16 protein-coding genes are annotated in these 15,340 nt (G+C 52.3%); 10 read left to right on the forward strand and 6 right to left on the reverse strand.

Features of this window, described 5'->3' with window-relative positions; all coding sequences use genetic code 11:
- Positions 1-23 precede the first annotated feature (23 nt).
- The 3 genes from H924_RS04700 (at position 24) to H924_RS04710 (ending at position 2,543) form a co-directional block, all read left to right on the forward strand.
- A complete protein-coding gene (locus H924_RS04700) occupies positions 24-1,124 on the forward strand; it encodes a 3-deoxy-7-phosphoheptulonate synthase (protein ID WP_015650812.1) in 1,101 nt (366 codons plus the stop codon).
- Positions 1,125-1,186: 62 nt separating this feature from the next.
- Complete coding sequence (locus H924_RS04705) at positions 1,187-1,957, forward strand: isoprenyl transferase (protein ID WP_015650813.1); 771 nt, start codon at positions 1,187-1,189, stop codon at positions 1,955-1,957.
- Between the two features lie 67 nt (positions 1,958-2,024).
- Positions 2,025-2,543 (forward strand): flavodoxin domain-containing protein, encoded by a 519-nt coding sequence (locus H924_RS04710; protein WP_015650814.1) that lies wholly within the window; start codon positions 2,025-2,027, stop codon positions 2,541-2,543.
- A gap of 101 nt (positions 2,544-2,644) precedes the next feature.
- Here H924_RS04710 and coaA read toward each other — a convergent pair whose 3' ends face one another.
- Positions 2,645-3,631: a type I pantothenate kinase gene (coaA, locus tag H924_RS04715; RefSeq protein WP_029703906.1), complete on the reverse strand. Its 987-nt coding sequence runs from the start codon at positions 3,629-3,631 to the stop codon at positions 2,645-2,647.
- Positions 3,632-3,848: 217 nt separating this feature from the next.
- Between coaA and glyA the strand changes: the two genes are divergently transcribed.
- From glyA to H924_RS04730, 3 genes are all read left to right on the forward strand, one after another.
- Positions 3,849-5,153, forward strand: coding sequence for a serine hydroxymethyltransferase (gene glyA / locus H924_RS04720; RefSeq protein ID WP_015650816.1), 1,305 nt, complete (start codon positions 3,849-3,851; stop codon positions 5,151-5,153).
- Positions 5,154-5,229: 76 nt separating this feature from the next.
- Entirely contained in the window at positions 5,230-7,092 is a 1,863-nt protein-coding gene (gene pabB, locus H924_RS04725; protein WP_015650817.1) for an aminodeoxychorismate synthase component I, read from the forward strand.
- Positions 7,089-7,814, forward strand: a complete 726-nt coding sequence (locus tag H924_RS04730; RefSeq protein WP_015650818.1) for an aminotransferase class IV — start codon at positions 7,089-7,091, stop codon at positions 7,812-7,814. Before pabB ends, H924_RS04730 begins: the two co-directional genes overlap by 4 nt.
- On the opposite strand, the gene H924_RS04735 is transcribed toward H924_RS04730, so the two are convergent.
- A complete protein-coding gene (locus H924_RS04735) occupies positions 7,811-8,158 on the reverse strand; it encodes a DUF5997 family protein (protein ID WP_245533916.1) in 348 nt (115 codons plus the stop codon). The two genes, H924_RS04730 and H924_RS04735, sit on opposite strands and share 4 nt — an antisense overlap.
- A gap of 63 nt (positions 8,159-8,221) precedes the next feature.
- On the opposite strand from H924_RS04735, the gene H924_RS04740 reads away from it, so the two are divergent.
- Both H924_RS04740 and H924_RS04745 read left to right on the forward strand, forming a co-directional pair.
- Positions 8,222-8,896 (forward strand): LysR family transcriptional regulator substrate-binding protein, encoded by a 675-nt coding sequence (locus tag H924_RS04740; protein ID WP_015650820.1) that lies wholly within the window; start codon positions 8,222-8,224, stop codon positions 8,894-8,896.
- A 57-nt stretch (positions 8,897-8,953) separates the two neighbouring features.
- Positions 8,954-9,478, forward strand: coding sequence for a GNAT family N-acetyltransferase (locus tag H924_RS04745; protein WP_015650821.1), 525 nt, complete (start codon positions 8,954-8,956; stop codon positions 9,476-9,478).
- A gap of 3 nt (positions 9,479-9,481) precedes the next feature.
- Here the strand turns inward: H924_RS04745 and H924_RS04750 are convergent, their stop codons facing one another.
- The 4 genes from H924_RS04750 to H924_RS04765 all read right to left on the reverse strand — a co-directional run bounded on the left by H924_RS04750 (position 9,482) and on the right by H924_RS04765 (position 13,099).
- Positions 9,482-10,372, reverse strand: a complete 891-nt coding sequence (locus tag H924_RS04750; protein WP_015650822.1) for a 5-oxoprolinase subunit C family protein — start codon at positions 10,370-10,372, stop codon at positions 9,482-9,484.
- The gene (locus tag H924_RS04755; protein ID WP_015650823.1) at positions 10,369-11,022 is read right to left on the reverse strand and encodes a 5-oxoprolinase subunit B family protein; all 654 of its coding nucleotides are present in this window, start codon (positions 11,020-11,022) and stop codon (positions 10,369-10,371) included. Before H924_RS04755 ends, H924_RS04750 begins: the two co-directional genes overlap by 4 nt.
- The gene (locus H924_RS04760; RefSeq protein WP_015650824.1) at positions 11,012-11,770 is read right to left on the reverse strand and encodes a 5-oxoprolinase subunit PxpA; all 759 of its coding nucleotides are present in this window, start codon (positions 11,768-11,770) and stop codon (positions 11,012-11,014) included. The genes H924_RS04755 and H924_RS04760 overlap by 11 nt, the downstream gene beginning before the upstream one ends.
- 63 nt (positions 11,771-11,833) lie before the next feature.
- Entirely contained in the window at positions 11,834-13,099 is a 1,266-nt protein-coding gene (locus H924_RS04765; RefSeq protein ID WP_015650825.1) for an NRAMP family divalent metal transporter, read from the reverse strand.
- Positions 13,100-13,280: 181 nt separating this feature from the next.
- Between H924_RS04765 and H924_RS04770 the strand changes: the two genes are divergently transcribed.
- Together H924_RS04770 and H924_RS04775 are read left to right on the forward strand one after the other, a co-directional pair.
- Positions 13,281-13,934: a GntR family transcriptional regulator gene (locus H924_RS04770; RefSeq protein WP_029703904.1), complete on the forward strand. Its 654-nt coding sequence runs from the start codon at positions 13,281-13,283 to the stop codon at positions 13,932-13,934.
- Between the two features lie 210 nt (positions 13,935-14,144).
- On the forward strand, positions 14,145-15,335 hold the full coding sequence (locus tag H924_RS04775) for a hypothetical protein (protein WP_404825331.1): 1,191 nt from the start codon (positions 14,145-14,147) through the stop codon (positions 15,333-15,335).
- Positions 15,336-15,340 lie beyond the last annotated feature (5 nt).

The following is a 15,340-nucleotide window of genomic DNA, read 5'->3' on the forward strand; positions in this document are numbered from 1 at the left end:
AGCCCTGAAAGGCACCACATCCCATGAGCTCCCCGGTTTCCCTCGACAACGCAGCGTCTACCAGTAACAAGCGCGTTGTGGCTTTCCACAAGCTTCCAACCCCAGCTGAGCTGATCGCGGCAAATCCGCTGACCGCACAGCAGGCTGACAAGGTTGAGCGCGATCGCCAGGAAATTGCTGATATCTTCGCTGGTGAAGATGACCGCCTCGTTGTTGTTGTTGGACCTTGTTCTGTGCACGATCCTGAAGCAGCAATTGATTACGCAAACCGCTTGGCACCTCTGGCAAAGCGCCTTGAAGACGACCTGAAGGTTGTTATGCGTGTGTACTTCGAAAAGCCACGCACCACTGTGGGCTGGAAGGGTCTGATCAATGATCCTCACCTCAACGAGACTTACGACATTAAAGAAGGCCTGCGCCTTGCTCGCAAGGTGCTTATCGACGTAGTAAATCTTGACCTTCCAGTTGGTTGCGAATTCCTCGAGCCAAACAGCCCGCAGTACTACGCAGACACCGTCGCGTGGGGCGCAATTGGTGCTCGTACCACCGAATCCCAGGTTCACCGCCAGTTGGCGTCTGGGATGTCTATGCCAATCGGCTTCAAAAACGGCACCGATGGCAATATCCAGGTAGCAATTGATGCCGTTCAGGCTGCTCAGAACCCACACTTCTTCTTCGGAACCTCTGATGACGGAGAGCTCAGCGTCGTCGAAACCGCCGGCAACAACAATTCCCACATTATTTTGCGCGGCGGTACCGCCGGCCCGAATTATGATGCACCTTCGGTGGCGGCCGCCGTCGAAAAGCTTGGTGGCAATGCCCGTTTGATGATTGATGCCTCCCACGCCAACTCCGGCAAGGACGATGTCAAGCAGATCGGTGTGGTTAAGGAAATCGCTGCTCAGATTGCGGAAGGCAATGAAGCAATTTCAGGCATCATGATTGAATCATTCCTGGTAGCAGGTGCACAGAACCTTGATCCCGCAAAGCTGCGCATCAATGGTGGCAGTGGCTTGGTCTACGGCCAGTCTGTAACCGATAAGTGCATTGATATCGATACCACCGTTGATTTGTTGGCGGAATTGGCAGCAGCTGTGCGCGAGCGTCGTAACTCCGCACAATAATCTGCATGTGAATTGGAGGGTAGCTCCCATGCCACAGTGGTGTGGGGGCTAGACTAGGACATGTGTTTAACCTGCCCCGACTGCTATACCCGGTTTATGAGCGTCGCCTGCTAAAAGAACTTCAGGACGCCAAACAGCCCGGTCACGTTGCCATTATGTGCGATGGTAATCGGCGCTGGGCGCGTGAAGCTGGATTTACTGATGTCAGCCATGGGCACCGTGTCGGCGCCAAAAAAATTGGGGAAATGGTGCAATGGTGCCAAGACGTTGACGTCAACCTTGTCACCGTTTACCTGCTCTCCATGGAGAATCTGGGACGCTCCTCCGACGAGCTGCAATTGCTCTTTGACATCATCGCTGATGTTGCGGATGAATTAGCGCGTCCTGAAACCAATTGTCGGGTTCGTCTTGTTGGCCATGTGCATTTGTTGCCCGATAATGTGGCAGCCCGTTTGCGCGCCGCGGAAAAAGCCACCGTGCGAAACACTGGAATTACAGTCAATATGGCTGTCGGTTACGGCGGTCGCCAGGAAATTGTTGATGCCGTGCGCAAGCTTCTTTCTGAAGGCGCTGCAGCAGGCAAAGATATCCCAGCGCTAATTGAAAGCGTAAATGTGGGCGCTATTTCTACACATCTTTATACTTCCGGACAACCAGATCCAGATTTAGTGATCCGTACCTCAGGTGAGCAGCGTCTTTCTGGATTTATGCTGTGGCAATCGGCGTATTCTGAAATTTGGTTTACTGATACTTATTGGCCAGCCTTCCGCAGAATTGATTTCTTGCGCGCCCTGCGTGATTATTCGCAGCGCAGCAGGCGTTTCGGAAAATAGATTTCAGAAAATAGTTCTGGTGCGGGACTAATTGCAATAGCTAAACACCGCCCACCTGAGGAGAAAAATGTCTGACTACATCGTTGCCTTCGAATCAACCTACGGTTCAACCCGCCAATACGCAGAGGATTTAGCAACCCGCTTGGGAGTTAAAGCGCTACATCTTACTGAGGCAGCGGCTGCCATTGAAGCCAATTCCACCGCACCGGTAATTGTGCTTAGCCCGGTACATGGCCCTATGCATCCAGGTGCCAAGTTCGTCTCATATACCGATTTTGGCCAGCGGAAAGTTGCGCTCTGCACAGTGGGCATGACCTTGGATGAAGTAGCTCAGAAGAAAGATGGTGCTGCCAAGGCGCTAGGCTCAAAAGCTGATTCGGTGCAGCGTTTTTATCTTCCAGGTCGCCTGAACTATTCCGAACTTTCCACTGCACATCGCACCACCATGTGGACCATTGTGAATATGCTCAAGGCCAAGCCAATGAAAAGCGCCAATGACAAAATGATGATCAACACCTTTGACACAGATGTTGATCGGGTAGATCTTGGGCGCCTCGACGAGATTGTGGCCTGGGCGCAGAACTAAACAGCAGGATTAAACAGCAGAACTAAACCGCAGCGCCAAGCCCGCAAGCGCTGAGCTTGCAGCGCCAAGCCCGCAAGCGCTGAGCTTGCAGCGCTAAGGCATTAGAGCTTGCGCATGCGCACCCGTTCAACCAAATGGTCGCTGCCTTTTTTGAGTACCAAAGAAGCACGCACACGGGTAGGAAGAATGTTTTCCACCAGGTTGGGCAGGTTGATTGATTGCCATAGCTCACGTGCCACAGCGGAGGCTTCTTCATCGCTCATATCGGCATAGTGCGAAAAGTGCGCGCCGGGACGTCTAAAGGCAGTGTGACGTAATTGGAGGAAGCGGTCGATGTACCACTTTTCAATATCGTCAGTACGGGCATCTACGTAGACGCTGAAATCAAAAAGATCTGAAATCATCAGTGTTGGGCCGGTCTGAAGGACGTTAAGGCCTTCCACAATAAGAATGTCCGGTTGGGAAACTGTAATAAATTCGCCCGGCAGGCGGTCATACGCAGTGTGGGAATAAAGCGGAGCCTTTACCTCGTATTTGCCGGATTTTACATCTGTGACAAATCGCAGCAAGGCTCGCTGGTCATAACTCTCCGGAAAACCTTTACGTGCCATCAGTCCGCGCCTATTTAATTCAGCAGCGGGGTAGAGGAAACCATCGGTGGTAACCAGATCTACGCGTGGATGGGAATTCCAGCGCTGCAGCAAAACTTGTAGCAAACGGGCAGTGGTGGACTTTCCAACTGCCACAGAGCCAGCAACACCAATAACAAAGGGCACATTGGTTTTTGGGAGGGGAACGCTGGTGGATGCTGCCAAGAAGGTCTCAGTAGCTGCAGTTAGTTCCTGTCGGGCACTGACTTGCAGGTGAATGAGACGAGACAGGGGAAGGTAGACCTCAGCGACTTCTTCGAGGTCAATATTTTCACCGATACCGCGTAGCTCAATGACTTCATCTTCGGTAAGCACCTGGGGCATGGATTTTCTTAGTTCACGCCATTGCGGACGATCAAAGTCCAGGTAGGGGCTGAAATCCGGAGTGCGGTGAGAGCTGCGCGCAAGCTGCGCAGCCGCAGCGGTTTGTTCTGCCATGTAGTCCATTGTGCACCTTTGTTGTGAGGGGGAGCTCACAAGGGTCGAAATTTTGAGCTTCGAGCCACAGTTCGAGCCACAGTTCGAGCCACAGTTGAACCCAAAGACTGCTGTTACTTTTCTATCTGACCTTTAAAGGTCTATGCTAGGTTGCGTACCTGTCCCGCGAGTGAGGTCTTACGCGCGGGATTCGTCTTGTGAAAGGTTAGCTGACCTGATGACCGATGCCCACCATGCGGACGATGTCCGTTACCAGCCACTGAGCGAGCTTGATCCGGAGGTGGCTGCGGCCATTGCTGGGGAACTAGCCCGCCAGCGCGACACTCTTGAGATGATCGCGTCTGAGAATTTTGTACCACGTGCTGTTTTGCAGTCACAGGGTTCGATTCTTACTAATAAATATGCCGAGGGATATCCCGGCCGCCGTTATTACGGTGGTTGCGAGCAAGTAGATATCATCGAAGATCTTGCACGCGATCGTGCGAAGTCCCTCTTCGGTGCTGATTTTGCCAATGTACAGCCACACTCTGGCGCACAGGCTAATGCTGCTGTGTTGATGAGCCTTGCCGAGCCAGGCGTTAAGATCATGGGTCTTTCGCTTGCTCATGGCGGTCACCTCACCCACGGTATGAAGCTTAACTTCTCCGGCAAGCTCTATGAGGTTGTTGCTTATGGAGTTGACCCTGAGACCATGCGCGTTGATATGGATCAGGTTCGTGAGCTGGCTCTGAAGGAGCAGCCAAAGGTGATTATCGCCGGTTGGTCTGCTTACCCACGCCACCTTGACTTTGAGGCTTTCAAGTCCGTCGCGGATGAAGTTGGCGCAAAGCTTTGGGTCGATATGGCTCACTTCGCTGGTCTGGTTGCAGCTGGTCTGCACCCAAGCCCAGTTCCTTTTGCTGACGTGGTTTCCTCCACCGTTCACAAGACTCTTGGCGGACCTCGTTCCGGCATTATTCTTGCTAAGCAGGAGTATGCCAAGAAGATCAACTCTTCTGTTTTCCCTGGTCAGCAGGGTGGTCCTTTGATGCATGCTATTGCTGCAAAGGCTACTGCGCTGAAGATCGCTGGCACTGATCAGTTCCGCGATCGCCAGGAGCGCACCCTTGAAGGTGCTCGTATTTTGGCTGAGCGTCTTACCGCATCCGATGCAAAGGCTGCTGGAATTGATGTGCTAACCGGTGGTACCGACGTGCACCTGGTTTTGGCTGATCTGCGCAACTCCCAGATGGATGGCCAGCAGGCTGAGGATTTGCTGCACGAGGTTGGCATCACTGTTAACCGTAACGCGGTTCCTTTTGATCCTCGTCCGCCAATGGTGACCTCTGGTCTGCGCATTGGTACCCCTGCTTTGGCAACCCGTGGCTTTGACGCCGCTGGTTTCACCGAGGTTGCCGATATTATCGGTACCGCCTTGGCGCAGGGCAAGGCTGCCGATATTGAGGCGCTGCGTGGCCGCGTCGCAAAGCTTGCAGCTAACTACCCGCTGTACGAGGGCCTGGAGAACTGGACTATCGTCTAATCTAGGTTTTCGCTTTGTGTGAAGGCATCGTCGGCTGCGGCCGTACGGTGCCTTTACCTTATTTCAGAGGATTTTTGTGCGCGTTTTAATTGTTGATAATTATGATTCATTTACCTTCAACCTTGCCACTTATGTGGAAGAAGTGACAGGTCAGGCGCCAACAGTGGTGCGCAATGATGACATTATTGATGAGACGCTTTTCGACGCCGTCATCCTCTCACCCGGTCCAGGTCACCCCGGAGTGCTGGCAGATTTTGGTATCTGTACTGGGATTATTGAACGCGCGCAGGTGCCCATTTTGGGTGTTTGCCTGGGCCACCAGGGCATTGCGCTGGCGCACGGCGCCCGCGTTGAGTTGGCACCAACCCCGGTGCATGGGCAGGTTTCTACCATCAGCCACAACGACAGTGCGCTTTTCGACGCCATCCCGCGCGACTTTGATGTGGTGCGTTATCACTCCATGATTGCCTCAGATTTACCGGATTCTGTGGAAGCAACTGCCTGGACCGCCGATGGTTTGATCATGGCATTGCAACACAAAACCCTGCCGCAATGGGGAGTGCAATTCCACCCAGAATCCATTGGTGGACAGTGGGGGCATCAGATTATTCGTAATTTTTTGCATGCTGCCCGTAGTTATCACTGGGAAATTCAAGAGGAAGTACTTGAAATCTCAGTGGATCCAGCGCGCGTTTTTGCCACTCTATATGGCGCCGCTGAACAAGCATTTTGGCTAGATGACGCAGCTGGCACTAGCTATTTAGGTGATGCCAGCGGACCATTAGCTCGCACTAAAACTTTTAGGGTAGGCGAGGGAGACTTCTTCGAATGGCTTGCCGCGGATCTTGCTAAAAACACTGTCGCCCCAGGTGAGGGCTTTAGGCTCGGCTGGGTTGGCTATGTGGGTTATGAACTCAAGGCTGAATGTGGAGCACAAGCCGAGCATCGCTCAAAGCTGCCCGATGCACACCTTATTTTTGCCGATCGCGCTTTGGCCATTGAAAAGGATCGAGTTCGCCTACTGTCCTTGCAAGCTGATGCGCAGTGGTCGGCGCAGGTCGAGGCTGCCCTGAAGCAATTGCAGCCTGCGCCAGCTGCGCAGATCAAACCCATTGAACTGCAGGTTCGTGATAGTCGTGAGCAGTATTTGGATAAGATTGCAAAGGCTCAGGACTTGATTCGGCGAGGAGAATCTTATGAAATCTGCCTTACCACTCAGTTGTCAGGGGAGTGCACACAAGATCCTTTTGAACTGTATTTAGCACTGCGCGCGGAAAATCCAACTGCCTATGGGTCTTTCCTAAAATTTGGTGAAACCGCCATTTTGAGCTCCTCACCAGAGCGTTTTATCACCATCGATGCTGGTGGGCGCGTGGAGTCTAAGCCGATTAAAGGTACTCGCGGACGTGGTAAAAATGCGGCTGAGGATGCCGAAATCATTAAGGAATTGCAGAGCAATCCAAAAGATCGCGCCGAAAACCTCATGATCGTGGATTTGGTGCGCAATGATCTTGCCCGTGGCGCCCAGCCCATCACCGTGAAAACCGAGAAGCTTTTCGACGTAGAAACCTTCGCCACGGTGCACCAATTGGTAAGTACGGTTTCTGCACAATTAGGTGAGAAGAACGCCATTGGCTGTATTCGGGCGGCTTTCCCCGGTGGCTCAATGACTGGTGCACCTAAGTTACGAACCATGGAAATTATTGATGCCCTGGAGGCTGCACCACGTGGCATTTACTCCGGTGGTTTGGGATATTTCTCGTTGGATGGTTCGGTTGATCTTTCCATGGTGATCCGTACTCTGGTACTCCATGCCGGCCACCTGGAATATGGCGTGGGCGGTGCGATTTTGGCACTATCTGATCCCGCTGAGGAATGGGAAGAAATCCGCATTAAGTCCACTCCGCTGCTTAAACTGTTTGGAGTGGAATTTCCATGAGTACTTTGCTGTGGGATGGACACACCCTAAAAGAAGGCGTGGGGGAGACTCCACTGGTGGTGGATTCCTATTTAATGCGCGAGCGACACGTGGTGCGCTGGGATTTACATGAACAGCGTTTTGCACGCAGTATGCCAGTTGATGCTTATCCTTTTTTAGCAGCTGTACGTGCCGCACTACCCAGCACTGGGCAGTGGTTTCCGCGTATTGAATACTACGGCGAGAACCACTTTGGATTACAAATTCGCCGCGCTCCCGCATTGCGGACCACAACAAGTTTGTGGCTATCAGATATGCCTGATCCGCGTACCCAGCCGTTAATTAAGGGCCCTGATCTAGAGATTTTGGGTCATTTCCGGGCATTGGCCCAGGATCATGAATGTGATGACACCTTATTGGTTAGCGCTGATGGCACGGTGCTGGAAGCTGCCAATGGGGCAGTGGTGTTTTGGGAGGATCCACATACTGTAATTTTGCCAGTCGCCGAAGTCTTGCCTTCAATTACGGTGCAGGCCAGCATTCCGCTCTGGGAAAAGGCTGGTATTAAGATTCGCCACCGCAATATCCGCCATCTGGATCTGCCAGCCTGGTGTGGCAGTGCCTTGCATGGCTGGACTGCGGTGGAAAGTTGGGGCCGAGGTTCCGGCCAAATAACTGCAGCGCCTGCTCCGCCGGTAAAACCGTGGAATCAGGCGCTGTGGGGCGCGTCGAAAAGCGCTTAGCTTTCCTGCTCTTCGCTTTCTGCGTCGGCAGTGCTGCGACCTTCAGCGAGCTGGGTGCGTGCGAGACGCAACCACTCAGGCTGATTTTCCAGCAGTGCCTTGATGTCGGCGGTGGTCAGGGGCTTGTCCATATCGTTCTTCTTCAATGCCGCAATGGTGATGCCCAATTTTTGGGCCACGACTGGACGAGGGTGAGGGCCCTCGCGGCGTAGGGTTTGGAGCCACTCCGGTGGATTTTCCAGCAGTTGCTTCAACTCTTGGTGAGTTACAGCGCTGCTTTGGAACTCCTCTGGCGTGGCGGGCAAATAGAGACCCAGCTTCTTGGCTGCGGTCGCCGGCTTCATGGCCGTGCCCGATGGCTTGCGTACAGATTCTTCGTTCACGAACACAACGGTAGCATTAGTTCCATGCTTATCTTAAGTTTCAGCACCGGCACCGAACCTGGAAAGTGGTTTATGCGATTCCGGGAACGTACTCACCACGGCGGACTTGAGACGCTTGATTCCGACGACGCACTGGGCGAGATGCTCGAGGGCAAGGCACAACTGGCGCTTACCCGCCTCCCAGATGCGCGTATCGACGAAAACCTGCACGTGGTTGAGCTTTATTCCGAAAACCCCGGCGTGGCCTTTCCCAAAGATTATTTCCTCGCTGCCGAAGAAGGCGATGTAGATCCCGCCGAACTACAGGGTGAGATTATCAACTGGGAAATTCCCGAAAGTGGCGAAGTTAACGCAGCTGAAGTACGTGCTGCCTTGCAGATTGTGGCAGCGAATGTGGGAATTGTCATTGCTCCGCGTCCGCTAATTAAGGTCCTAAGTAAGAAATTGGTGGAGCACCGTAACCTCAAAGGGGGTAAAAAAACGACCATTGCCCTGGTGTGGAAAAAATCCGAGGACAATGAAGAAATTCAAGATTTTGTGGGAATTGCGCGTGGTCGAACTGCTAATTCCAGCAGGCAGCAAACGGTAAAACGCAGTGCGCGTGAAAAGACTTTGGCAAAACAGGCCCGTAAGCAGGCAGAAAAGCCCAAGGGATCGCGTTCCAATCAGGGGCGAAAGACGCCTCGAAAACGGCGCTAGGGTTACCCCTTAAATGTCCGGTTGCCGAGATGGAAAAAGATCAGGACAATTGCGTTCATGGTTGAAAGAGACTTCACAATCCGACCAATCCGCGAAGGTGATTTCCCTCAGGTGAGGGCCATCTACGAATTGGGCTTGGAGACGGGACATGCGTCATATGAGACAACTGGTCCCACATGGGAGCAGTTCAGCACTTCAAAGATTATGGATACTGTTCTGGTCGCAGCAGAAAAAGAAGACCCAGACTTCATTCTGGGCTGGGTTTCCGCTGCACCAATCTCAACCCGCCAAGTTTTCCACGGTGTCGTGGAAGACTCCATCTACATCCACCCCCAAGGCCAAGGCCGCGGAGTGGGAGGCTCACTGCTCAGCACCCTTATCGAGCTCTGTGAATCCAGGGGAATGTGGGCCATCCACTCCTGGATTTTCCCGGAAAACGAGGGCTCTGCAAAGCTGCACGCCTCCCGTGGATTCCAAAAAGTAGGAACCATGCACCAAATGGCACGCATGACCTATGGAGAATTGGCAGGGGAGTGGCGTGACTGCGATCTCTGGGAGCGTTTGCTAGCCACTCCGGAGTAGTCCTTACTCTGGGGTGACCTTGCTAAAACGGATCTTATCGCCTGGTGCGAGCTGTGCTGCAAGATTTGAAGACTGCGCAGTAAGCACCGCGATAACCGGGTAACCACCGGTCACTGGATGATCTGCGCCAAAAATAACTGGGTGTCCACCGGGCGGAACTTGGATAGATCCGCGCACCATTCCTTCGCTTTTTAATTCCCCGGTTTGGACCCTCTCTAAAGGATTCGCAGAGTTCAGCCGAATGCCAATGCGATTGGAATCCTGACTGACCTCAAAAACCGTGGAATAGAAGCTGTTTTGTGATGCTGCACTAAACCAGTCCGCGCGTGGACCCGGAACCACCTCAAGGGTGTTTGTTTTTTGAAGTGGCCAGCGCAAGGGGAGATGGCGCAGAGTAGGCCACCATGGCTTAGGCTGAACATCTTGCGCGATATGCAGCTCATCGCCTGCTTGCAAAGGTGCTGGGCCGATATGTGAGAGCAAATCAGATGAAGCAGATCCTAAGACCTTCTCCACCTTAAAACCGCCACGTACTGCCAAATAACTGCGCATGCCGCGGTCTGGAATGTTAAGGAAAATCCGGTCGCCTGCCTCCAGATCAATGATGGTATTGCTCAGCGCATCCTTGTCTGGCCCATTGAGGCTTTTGACCTTTATGAGGGACTGCGCGCCACAAAAAATAACTGTGGCAGGATGCAGTGCCTCAAGTTCAAAACCGCCTAAAAGCACTTCAATGACCGTAGCGTCAGCGAGATTGCCCACGGCATAATTAGCGCGCGCTGCTGCTGCACGATCAAACACTCCGGAGGAGCTCACACCTGAGCTGGCAAAACCAAAGCGGCCGCGATCTTGGAACAGAGCTTGCAGGCCGGTGGAAAGTACTTTGAAACTCATCGTTTTACCTCCACAAAGCGGACGCTATCTCCAGATTTCAGCAAGGATGGCTGGGGTCGAGTGAGATCCCACATATCTAAAGTTGTCGAACCAAGCAACTGCCAACCACCGGGGGAGGCTTGCGGATATACAGCACTGAATTCTCCAGCTACTGCTACCGAACCAGCTGGAATTTTGGTGCGCGGTGATTCCAAGCGGGGGATATCCCAAAGAGGAGACTGCGGCACCAGATAATAAAACCCAGGTGCAAAGCCGCCAAAAGCAGCGGTCCACAGCATTTCTCCATGGGCTTGTTTTACCTCTGCCACACTCAACTGCGTTAACTGCGCAATGGTGGCTAGATCAGGGCCATCATAAGTAACCGGGATTTCCACGATGGCCTGATCGCGCTTTTGTGCATTTTCTTGGGGGGCAAGGGAGATGTTATCCAACGCTTCTCTCAGCTGATTTAGAGAAGTTTGGGTGGGATCGAAGGTGATTAACAAAGTCTGCGCTGCTGGAATGGTATCCACCACTCCTGGCAATTGCGCTGACAATACTGCGCTATTGAGCATCAGTACTGCATCCAGCACATTTCCCTGTACTGCCCTAGCATCCACTTCGTTGAGATCAACAATAAGAGCTTGATCTCCACAGAATTTAACATCCATTAGAAACCTTGATGCCATGTGTATTAAGCGTGGAGATAATATTCTTGATCAACTCCAGAGCAGCAGGGTTATCGCCGTGGACGCATAGAGAATCAGCTTTAATCAAGACTTCTTCGCCGGTAATTGCCTTAATTGGCTGGCCTTGTGCAAAAGCGAGGGCTTGTGCTGCTGCAATCTGTGGGTCGTGATGGACCGCGCCGGGCTGGCTGCGGGAAACCAATTGTCCTGCAGCAGTATAAGCGCGGTCGGCAAAAGCTTCTTGTTGTACCTGCAAACCCATGCAGCGAGCTTGTTCGACGATGGGGGAGCCTGCCAAAGCCATAAGTTTGAGAGTGGGATCAACCCGAGTGATTCCCTCAATGACCGCGGCTGCAGGTTCAGGATTTACCGCGATGGTGTTGTAGAGCGCACCATGAGGCTTGACGTATTCCACTGTTGCACCGGCAGCAGTGGCAATAGCTTGGATTGCACCGATTTGATAGATGGTTTCTGCAACCAGGTCTTCGTGGGAATAGTCAATAAACCGTCGCCCAAACCCAGCAAGATCGCGGTAACCGATATGAGCTCCGATACGCACGCCTCGGGAATAGGCGGCGCTGACCGTTTTTAGCATGACATTGGGATCGCCAGCATGAAATCCGCAGGCAATGTTTGCACTGGATACAAGATCAAGCACGGCAGTGTCATTGCCCATTGTCCAGTTGCCAAAGCTTTCGCCGAGGTCACTGTTGAGGTCAAGGGTGGTCATTGTGTGAGACCTTTCTTAGAATGCTGGGTTTTAGCTTGTGGCTGGTGTGCTTATTGTTAGCGCTTAGGAACTCAGCAGGTCAAAAACACTGCCGAAGGATACATAGGCCAAGAACCAGGCGATAATAAGGCCAATGACACCAATGATGATTAGCCACAGTGGGTACTTATAACCCTTGAGCAAGTCCTTTTGGCGGAAGATAGCAACGTAAATCATGAGCGTGAAGCCAACTGGTAGAACGAGGCCGTTAAAGGCGCCGGCGAATACCAGAAGCAGGGCTGGGGCAGTGCCGAGGAAGATAAACACTGAGCAAGAGATCAAGATGAAAACGATGGTGACCCAGTTTTGCAGCTTCTTCTTTTCTGGACGGTTAGGTACCAAGAAGGTTGCAGAGGTGTAGCTTGCGCCGATTACGGAAGAGATAGACGCGGCCCAGAGCACGGCACCAAAGATGCGGAGTCCAACTTCGCCAGCTGCATGCTCAAAGGCAGCAGCAGCCGGATTGGTTTCTCCGGTTAGTGAGATTCCGCCCGCTACCACGCCGAGAACTGCGAGGAAGAGGACAACGCGCATGAGGCCAGTGATCAAAATGCCAGTGATTGAGGAGTTTGAAACGGCCTTGATATTGTCTGGTCCGGTTTGGCCGGAATCCAGCATGCGGTGTGCGCCGGCATAAGTGATATAACCGCCGACAGTGCCGCCAACCAGGGTAGTAATAACAAGCCAGTCGATGGTGTCAGGCAGGACCGTGTTTTTGAGGGCAGATCCCACTGGAGGTCCGGAGACAAAAGCGACATAGACGGTCAGGGCAATCATGATGACGCCGAGGACCACGAGGAACTTATCCAGGGCATCGCTGAGGCGCTTGAACAAGAAGATTGCGATTGCGATTGCTGCGGTGAGGACACCACCAATTTTGACGTCGAGGCCGAGAAGGGAGTTAAGTCCCAAACCGCCGCCGGCAATATTGCCGATGTTAAATACGGCGCCGCCGATGCAGACCAGGATTGCAAGCAGCCAACCAAGTCCAGGGATGACGGTATTGCCAAGTTCTTGGGCACGCATTTCGGAGATTCCGATAATGCGCCAAACATTGAGCTGTACCGCAATGTCAATGAGGATTGAGACGAGGATGGCAAAGGCAAAAGCTGCCCCAAGTTGGTTGGTAAATACTGCTGTTTGGGTCAGGAAGCCTGGGCCAATGGCCGAGGTTGCCATGAGGAAGATAGCGCCCATGAGGGCACTGCGTCCGGAAGCACTGGCAGCTGCTTGTTTGAGAGACGGGCTTTGTGCCTTAGCTAAAGCGGCAGCGTCTTGGTTTTTAGTCACTGTCTCACTCCTTTCATTGAGGTGTTTAGAAACCCAATCCGAAGATCGTGGCGGATTGTTGAACAATTCTGGTGAATTGAAAGTGAGTTTAGACCCTCTGTGGCTGCCGACACAATACCTAGTGCTGAATTGGTATTTTTAGATGTAATAAAAAGGCTGTAAATCCCATAACATTGGGATCATGACCTCGGCTATGGCAACCTCATTAGAGCTGGCAGCATTAATAACTTCCAAGATCGATCGCGGAGAATTAACCTCCGGAACTCGCCTTTCAGAGGTGGCTTTGGCAGAAGAGCTGGGAGTTTCTCGAAATACCTTGCGCGAAGCTTTTCGGGTGCTTGCCCAGGATGGATTGGTTGATCACATTCCTAATCGCGGAGTTTTCGTGCATAGTTTTTCCAAGAGTGATGTCAATGACATCTATGCCTATCGAGAGTTTGTGGAGCTGGCGGCAATTCGTGCAGCTAAGGATCATCCTGCACAGGTCCAACAATGTCTTCTGCAAATGCGCCAAGCTTATGAAAATGCGGTGACAGCCAATGAAAATGGGAATTGGCAAACTGTTGGATCTGAAAATAGTGCCTTTCACCTGGCAATAGTAGAATTAGCTGGGGTTAAGAGGCTGGTTATTGAGGCACGGAAAGTGCTGGCTTTAGCACGTATTGGCTTCCTGGAAACTCGAGATTCAGAAACCTTTCACAGCCCCTATGTGGAGTTGAATTCGGAGATTTTGCACCGCTTGGAAAAAGGGGAGTTCGTGGCTGCGGAAGATTTTCTCAAGCAGTACTTGGAACGCTCAAGGCAGGATCTCCTATCGCGTCTGCCTGAAAAGTAGAATTAGACTAAGATTATCTATTCAACAGTGTCCTAGCAGAGGTCTATCCCTGAGCAAAGGCGTAAGTTTTGCTTTAACCGCCTCTTCCTTTTGCTTGTAGCTTGGGTTATAGCAACGACAAGGCCACGGAAGGAGATTGACTCCATGGCATTTGGATTTTTTCAAAGGCGTAAGAAGAATCAAGAGGATAACCCTCAGGTTGATTTTTCCATGCCAGAAAACAACCCAGACAAAGACCCAGAAAATCTCTCGGATGCACCCGCAAAAAATACGCGCAAAGTAGGCGACCCATTTGAACAAAAGGTGGAGCGGGATCAGCAAGGTCAGCTTTCACCGGCGGATCTTTTGCCTGATGTGGATTTGCCCCAGCTAAACCGGACTCGCGCTGATTTGCTTAGGCGCGAATTGGAATATCGTTTTGCTTTACAGGATGCGCATATCGATATTGAAGGCAGCTCGGCCAAGGTTTTGCGTGCTGATGGCGGTTCCGCTCATGTTTCCCTGCGTACTTTGGCTATGAATGCTGCAGGTTTGGGCAATGTGGATCAGCTCCCTGAATTGGTGGAAAGCTTTGTTCACGGCACTCTAGCCGATGCCACCTTGAGCGATATTTCCACAGCGGATCTTTATAAGAGTTTGAGGTTGCGTTTGCTTCCCACTCCGGAGGCAGAATCTGAGTTATTGGACCTGGGCGGCGATATCGAGGAACAAATCCGCGATGATTCCATCCTGCGGCCTTTTACCTCAGATATGTCGATTGCGCTGGTGCTAGACACCGAGCATGCCATCCGCATCCAGCCTTTACAGGAGCTCGAACGCTTTGACTCCCTCGAGGCCCTAGAGCGGGCTGCGGATCGTAATACTTGGCAAGAGCTTGTCGACGCCTCCGTGGATGCCACCCACATCACCACAGAGGAGGGCGGCGAGGGTGCCGACTTCTGGGCATTTGAATCTGATACTTATTACCTCGGAAGCGCCCCACTTTTCCTCACTGATTTATTGCGCATTTGGGCTCCTGACCTGGATCAAAGCAATGGCGTGATTTTTGCGGTGCCAGATCGAGATCTTTTGATTGCAAGGCCAGTAACCACCGGTGAAGATCTCATGAATGGCATTACTTCAATGGTGCGCATTGCCATGCGTTTTGGGTTGGGCAGTCCTACGTCGATTAGCCCTCGTTTGCACCTACTGCATGAAAATAACATCAACACCTTTACTGACTATCGCTTCATTCAAGCAGATAGTGCCGAAGAATGGGAGGAGAGCTCTTTTGAGACTCCGCCACCCGGAGCCATCGGTATTGAAGTTCGCCCCGATGCTTATCTCATGGAGCGTCTCCAAGAAGGCGGCTTTGGAGACTTCGGGGATTTTGGCGAGGATCCACGCGATCTTGAATTTTAGCCACA

Origin of the sequence: Corynebacterium callunae DSM 20147 (genome assembly GCF_000344785.1) — a bacterium.
Classification (GTDB): domain Bacteria; phylum Actinomycetota; class Actinomycetes; order Mycobacteriales; family Mycobacteriaceae; genus Corynebacterium; species Corynebacterium callunae.

Coding starts and splice junctions, on each gene's coding strand:
- H924_RS04700 (WP_015650812.1), top strand. CDS start 24: ATGAGCTCCCCGGTTTCCCTCGACAACGCAGCGTCTACCAGTAACAAG.
- H924_RS04710 (WP_015650814.1), top strand. CDS start 2,025: ATGTCTGACTACATCGTTGCCTTCGAATCAACCTACGGTTCAACCCGC.
- coaA (WP_029703906.1), bottom strand. CDS start 3,631: ATGGCAGAACAAACCGCTGCGGCTGCGCAGCTTGCGCGCAGCTCTCAC.
- glyA (WP_015650816.1), top strand. CDS start 3,849: ATGACCGATGCCCACCATGCGGACGATGTCCGTTACCAGCCACTGAGC.
- H924_RS04730 (WP_015650818.1), top strand. CDS start 7,089: ATGAGTACTTTGCTGTGGGATGGACACACCCTAAAAGAAGGCGTGGGG.
- H924_RS04735 (WP_245533916.1), bottom strand. CDS start 8,158: ATGAAGCCGGCGACCGCAGCCAAGAAGCTGGGTCTCTATTTGCCCGCC.
- H924_RS04740 (WP_015650820.1), top strand. CDS start 8,222: ATGCTTATCTTAAGTTTCAGCACCGGCACCGAACCTGGAAAGTGGTTT.
- H924_RS04745 (WP_015650821.1), top strand. CDS start 8,954: ATGGTTGAAAGAGACTTCACAATCCGACCAATCCGCGAAGGTGATTTC.
- H924_RS04750 (WP_015650822.1), bottom strand. CDS start 10,372: ATGAGTTTCAAAGTACTTTCCACCGGCCTGCAAGCTCTGTTCCAAGAT.
- H924_RS04755 (WP_015650823.1), bottom strand. CDS start 11,022: ATGGATGTTAAATTCTGTGGAGATCAAGCTCTTATTGTTGATCTCAAC.
- H924_RS04760 (WP_015650824.1), bottom strand. CDS start 11,770: ATGACCACCCTTGACCTCAACAGTGACCTCGGCGAAAGCTTTGGCAAC.
- H924_RS04770 (WP_029703904.1), top strand. CDS start 13,281: ATGACCTCGGCTATGGCAACCTCATTAGAGCTGGCAGCATTAATAACT.
- H924_RS04775 (WP_404825331.1), top strand. CDS start 14,145: ATGCCAGAAAACAACCCAGACAAAGACCCAGAAAATCTCTCGGATGCA.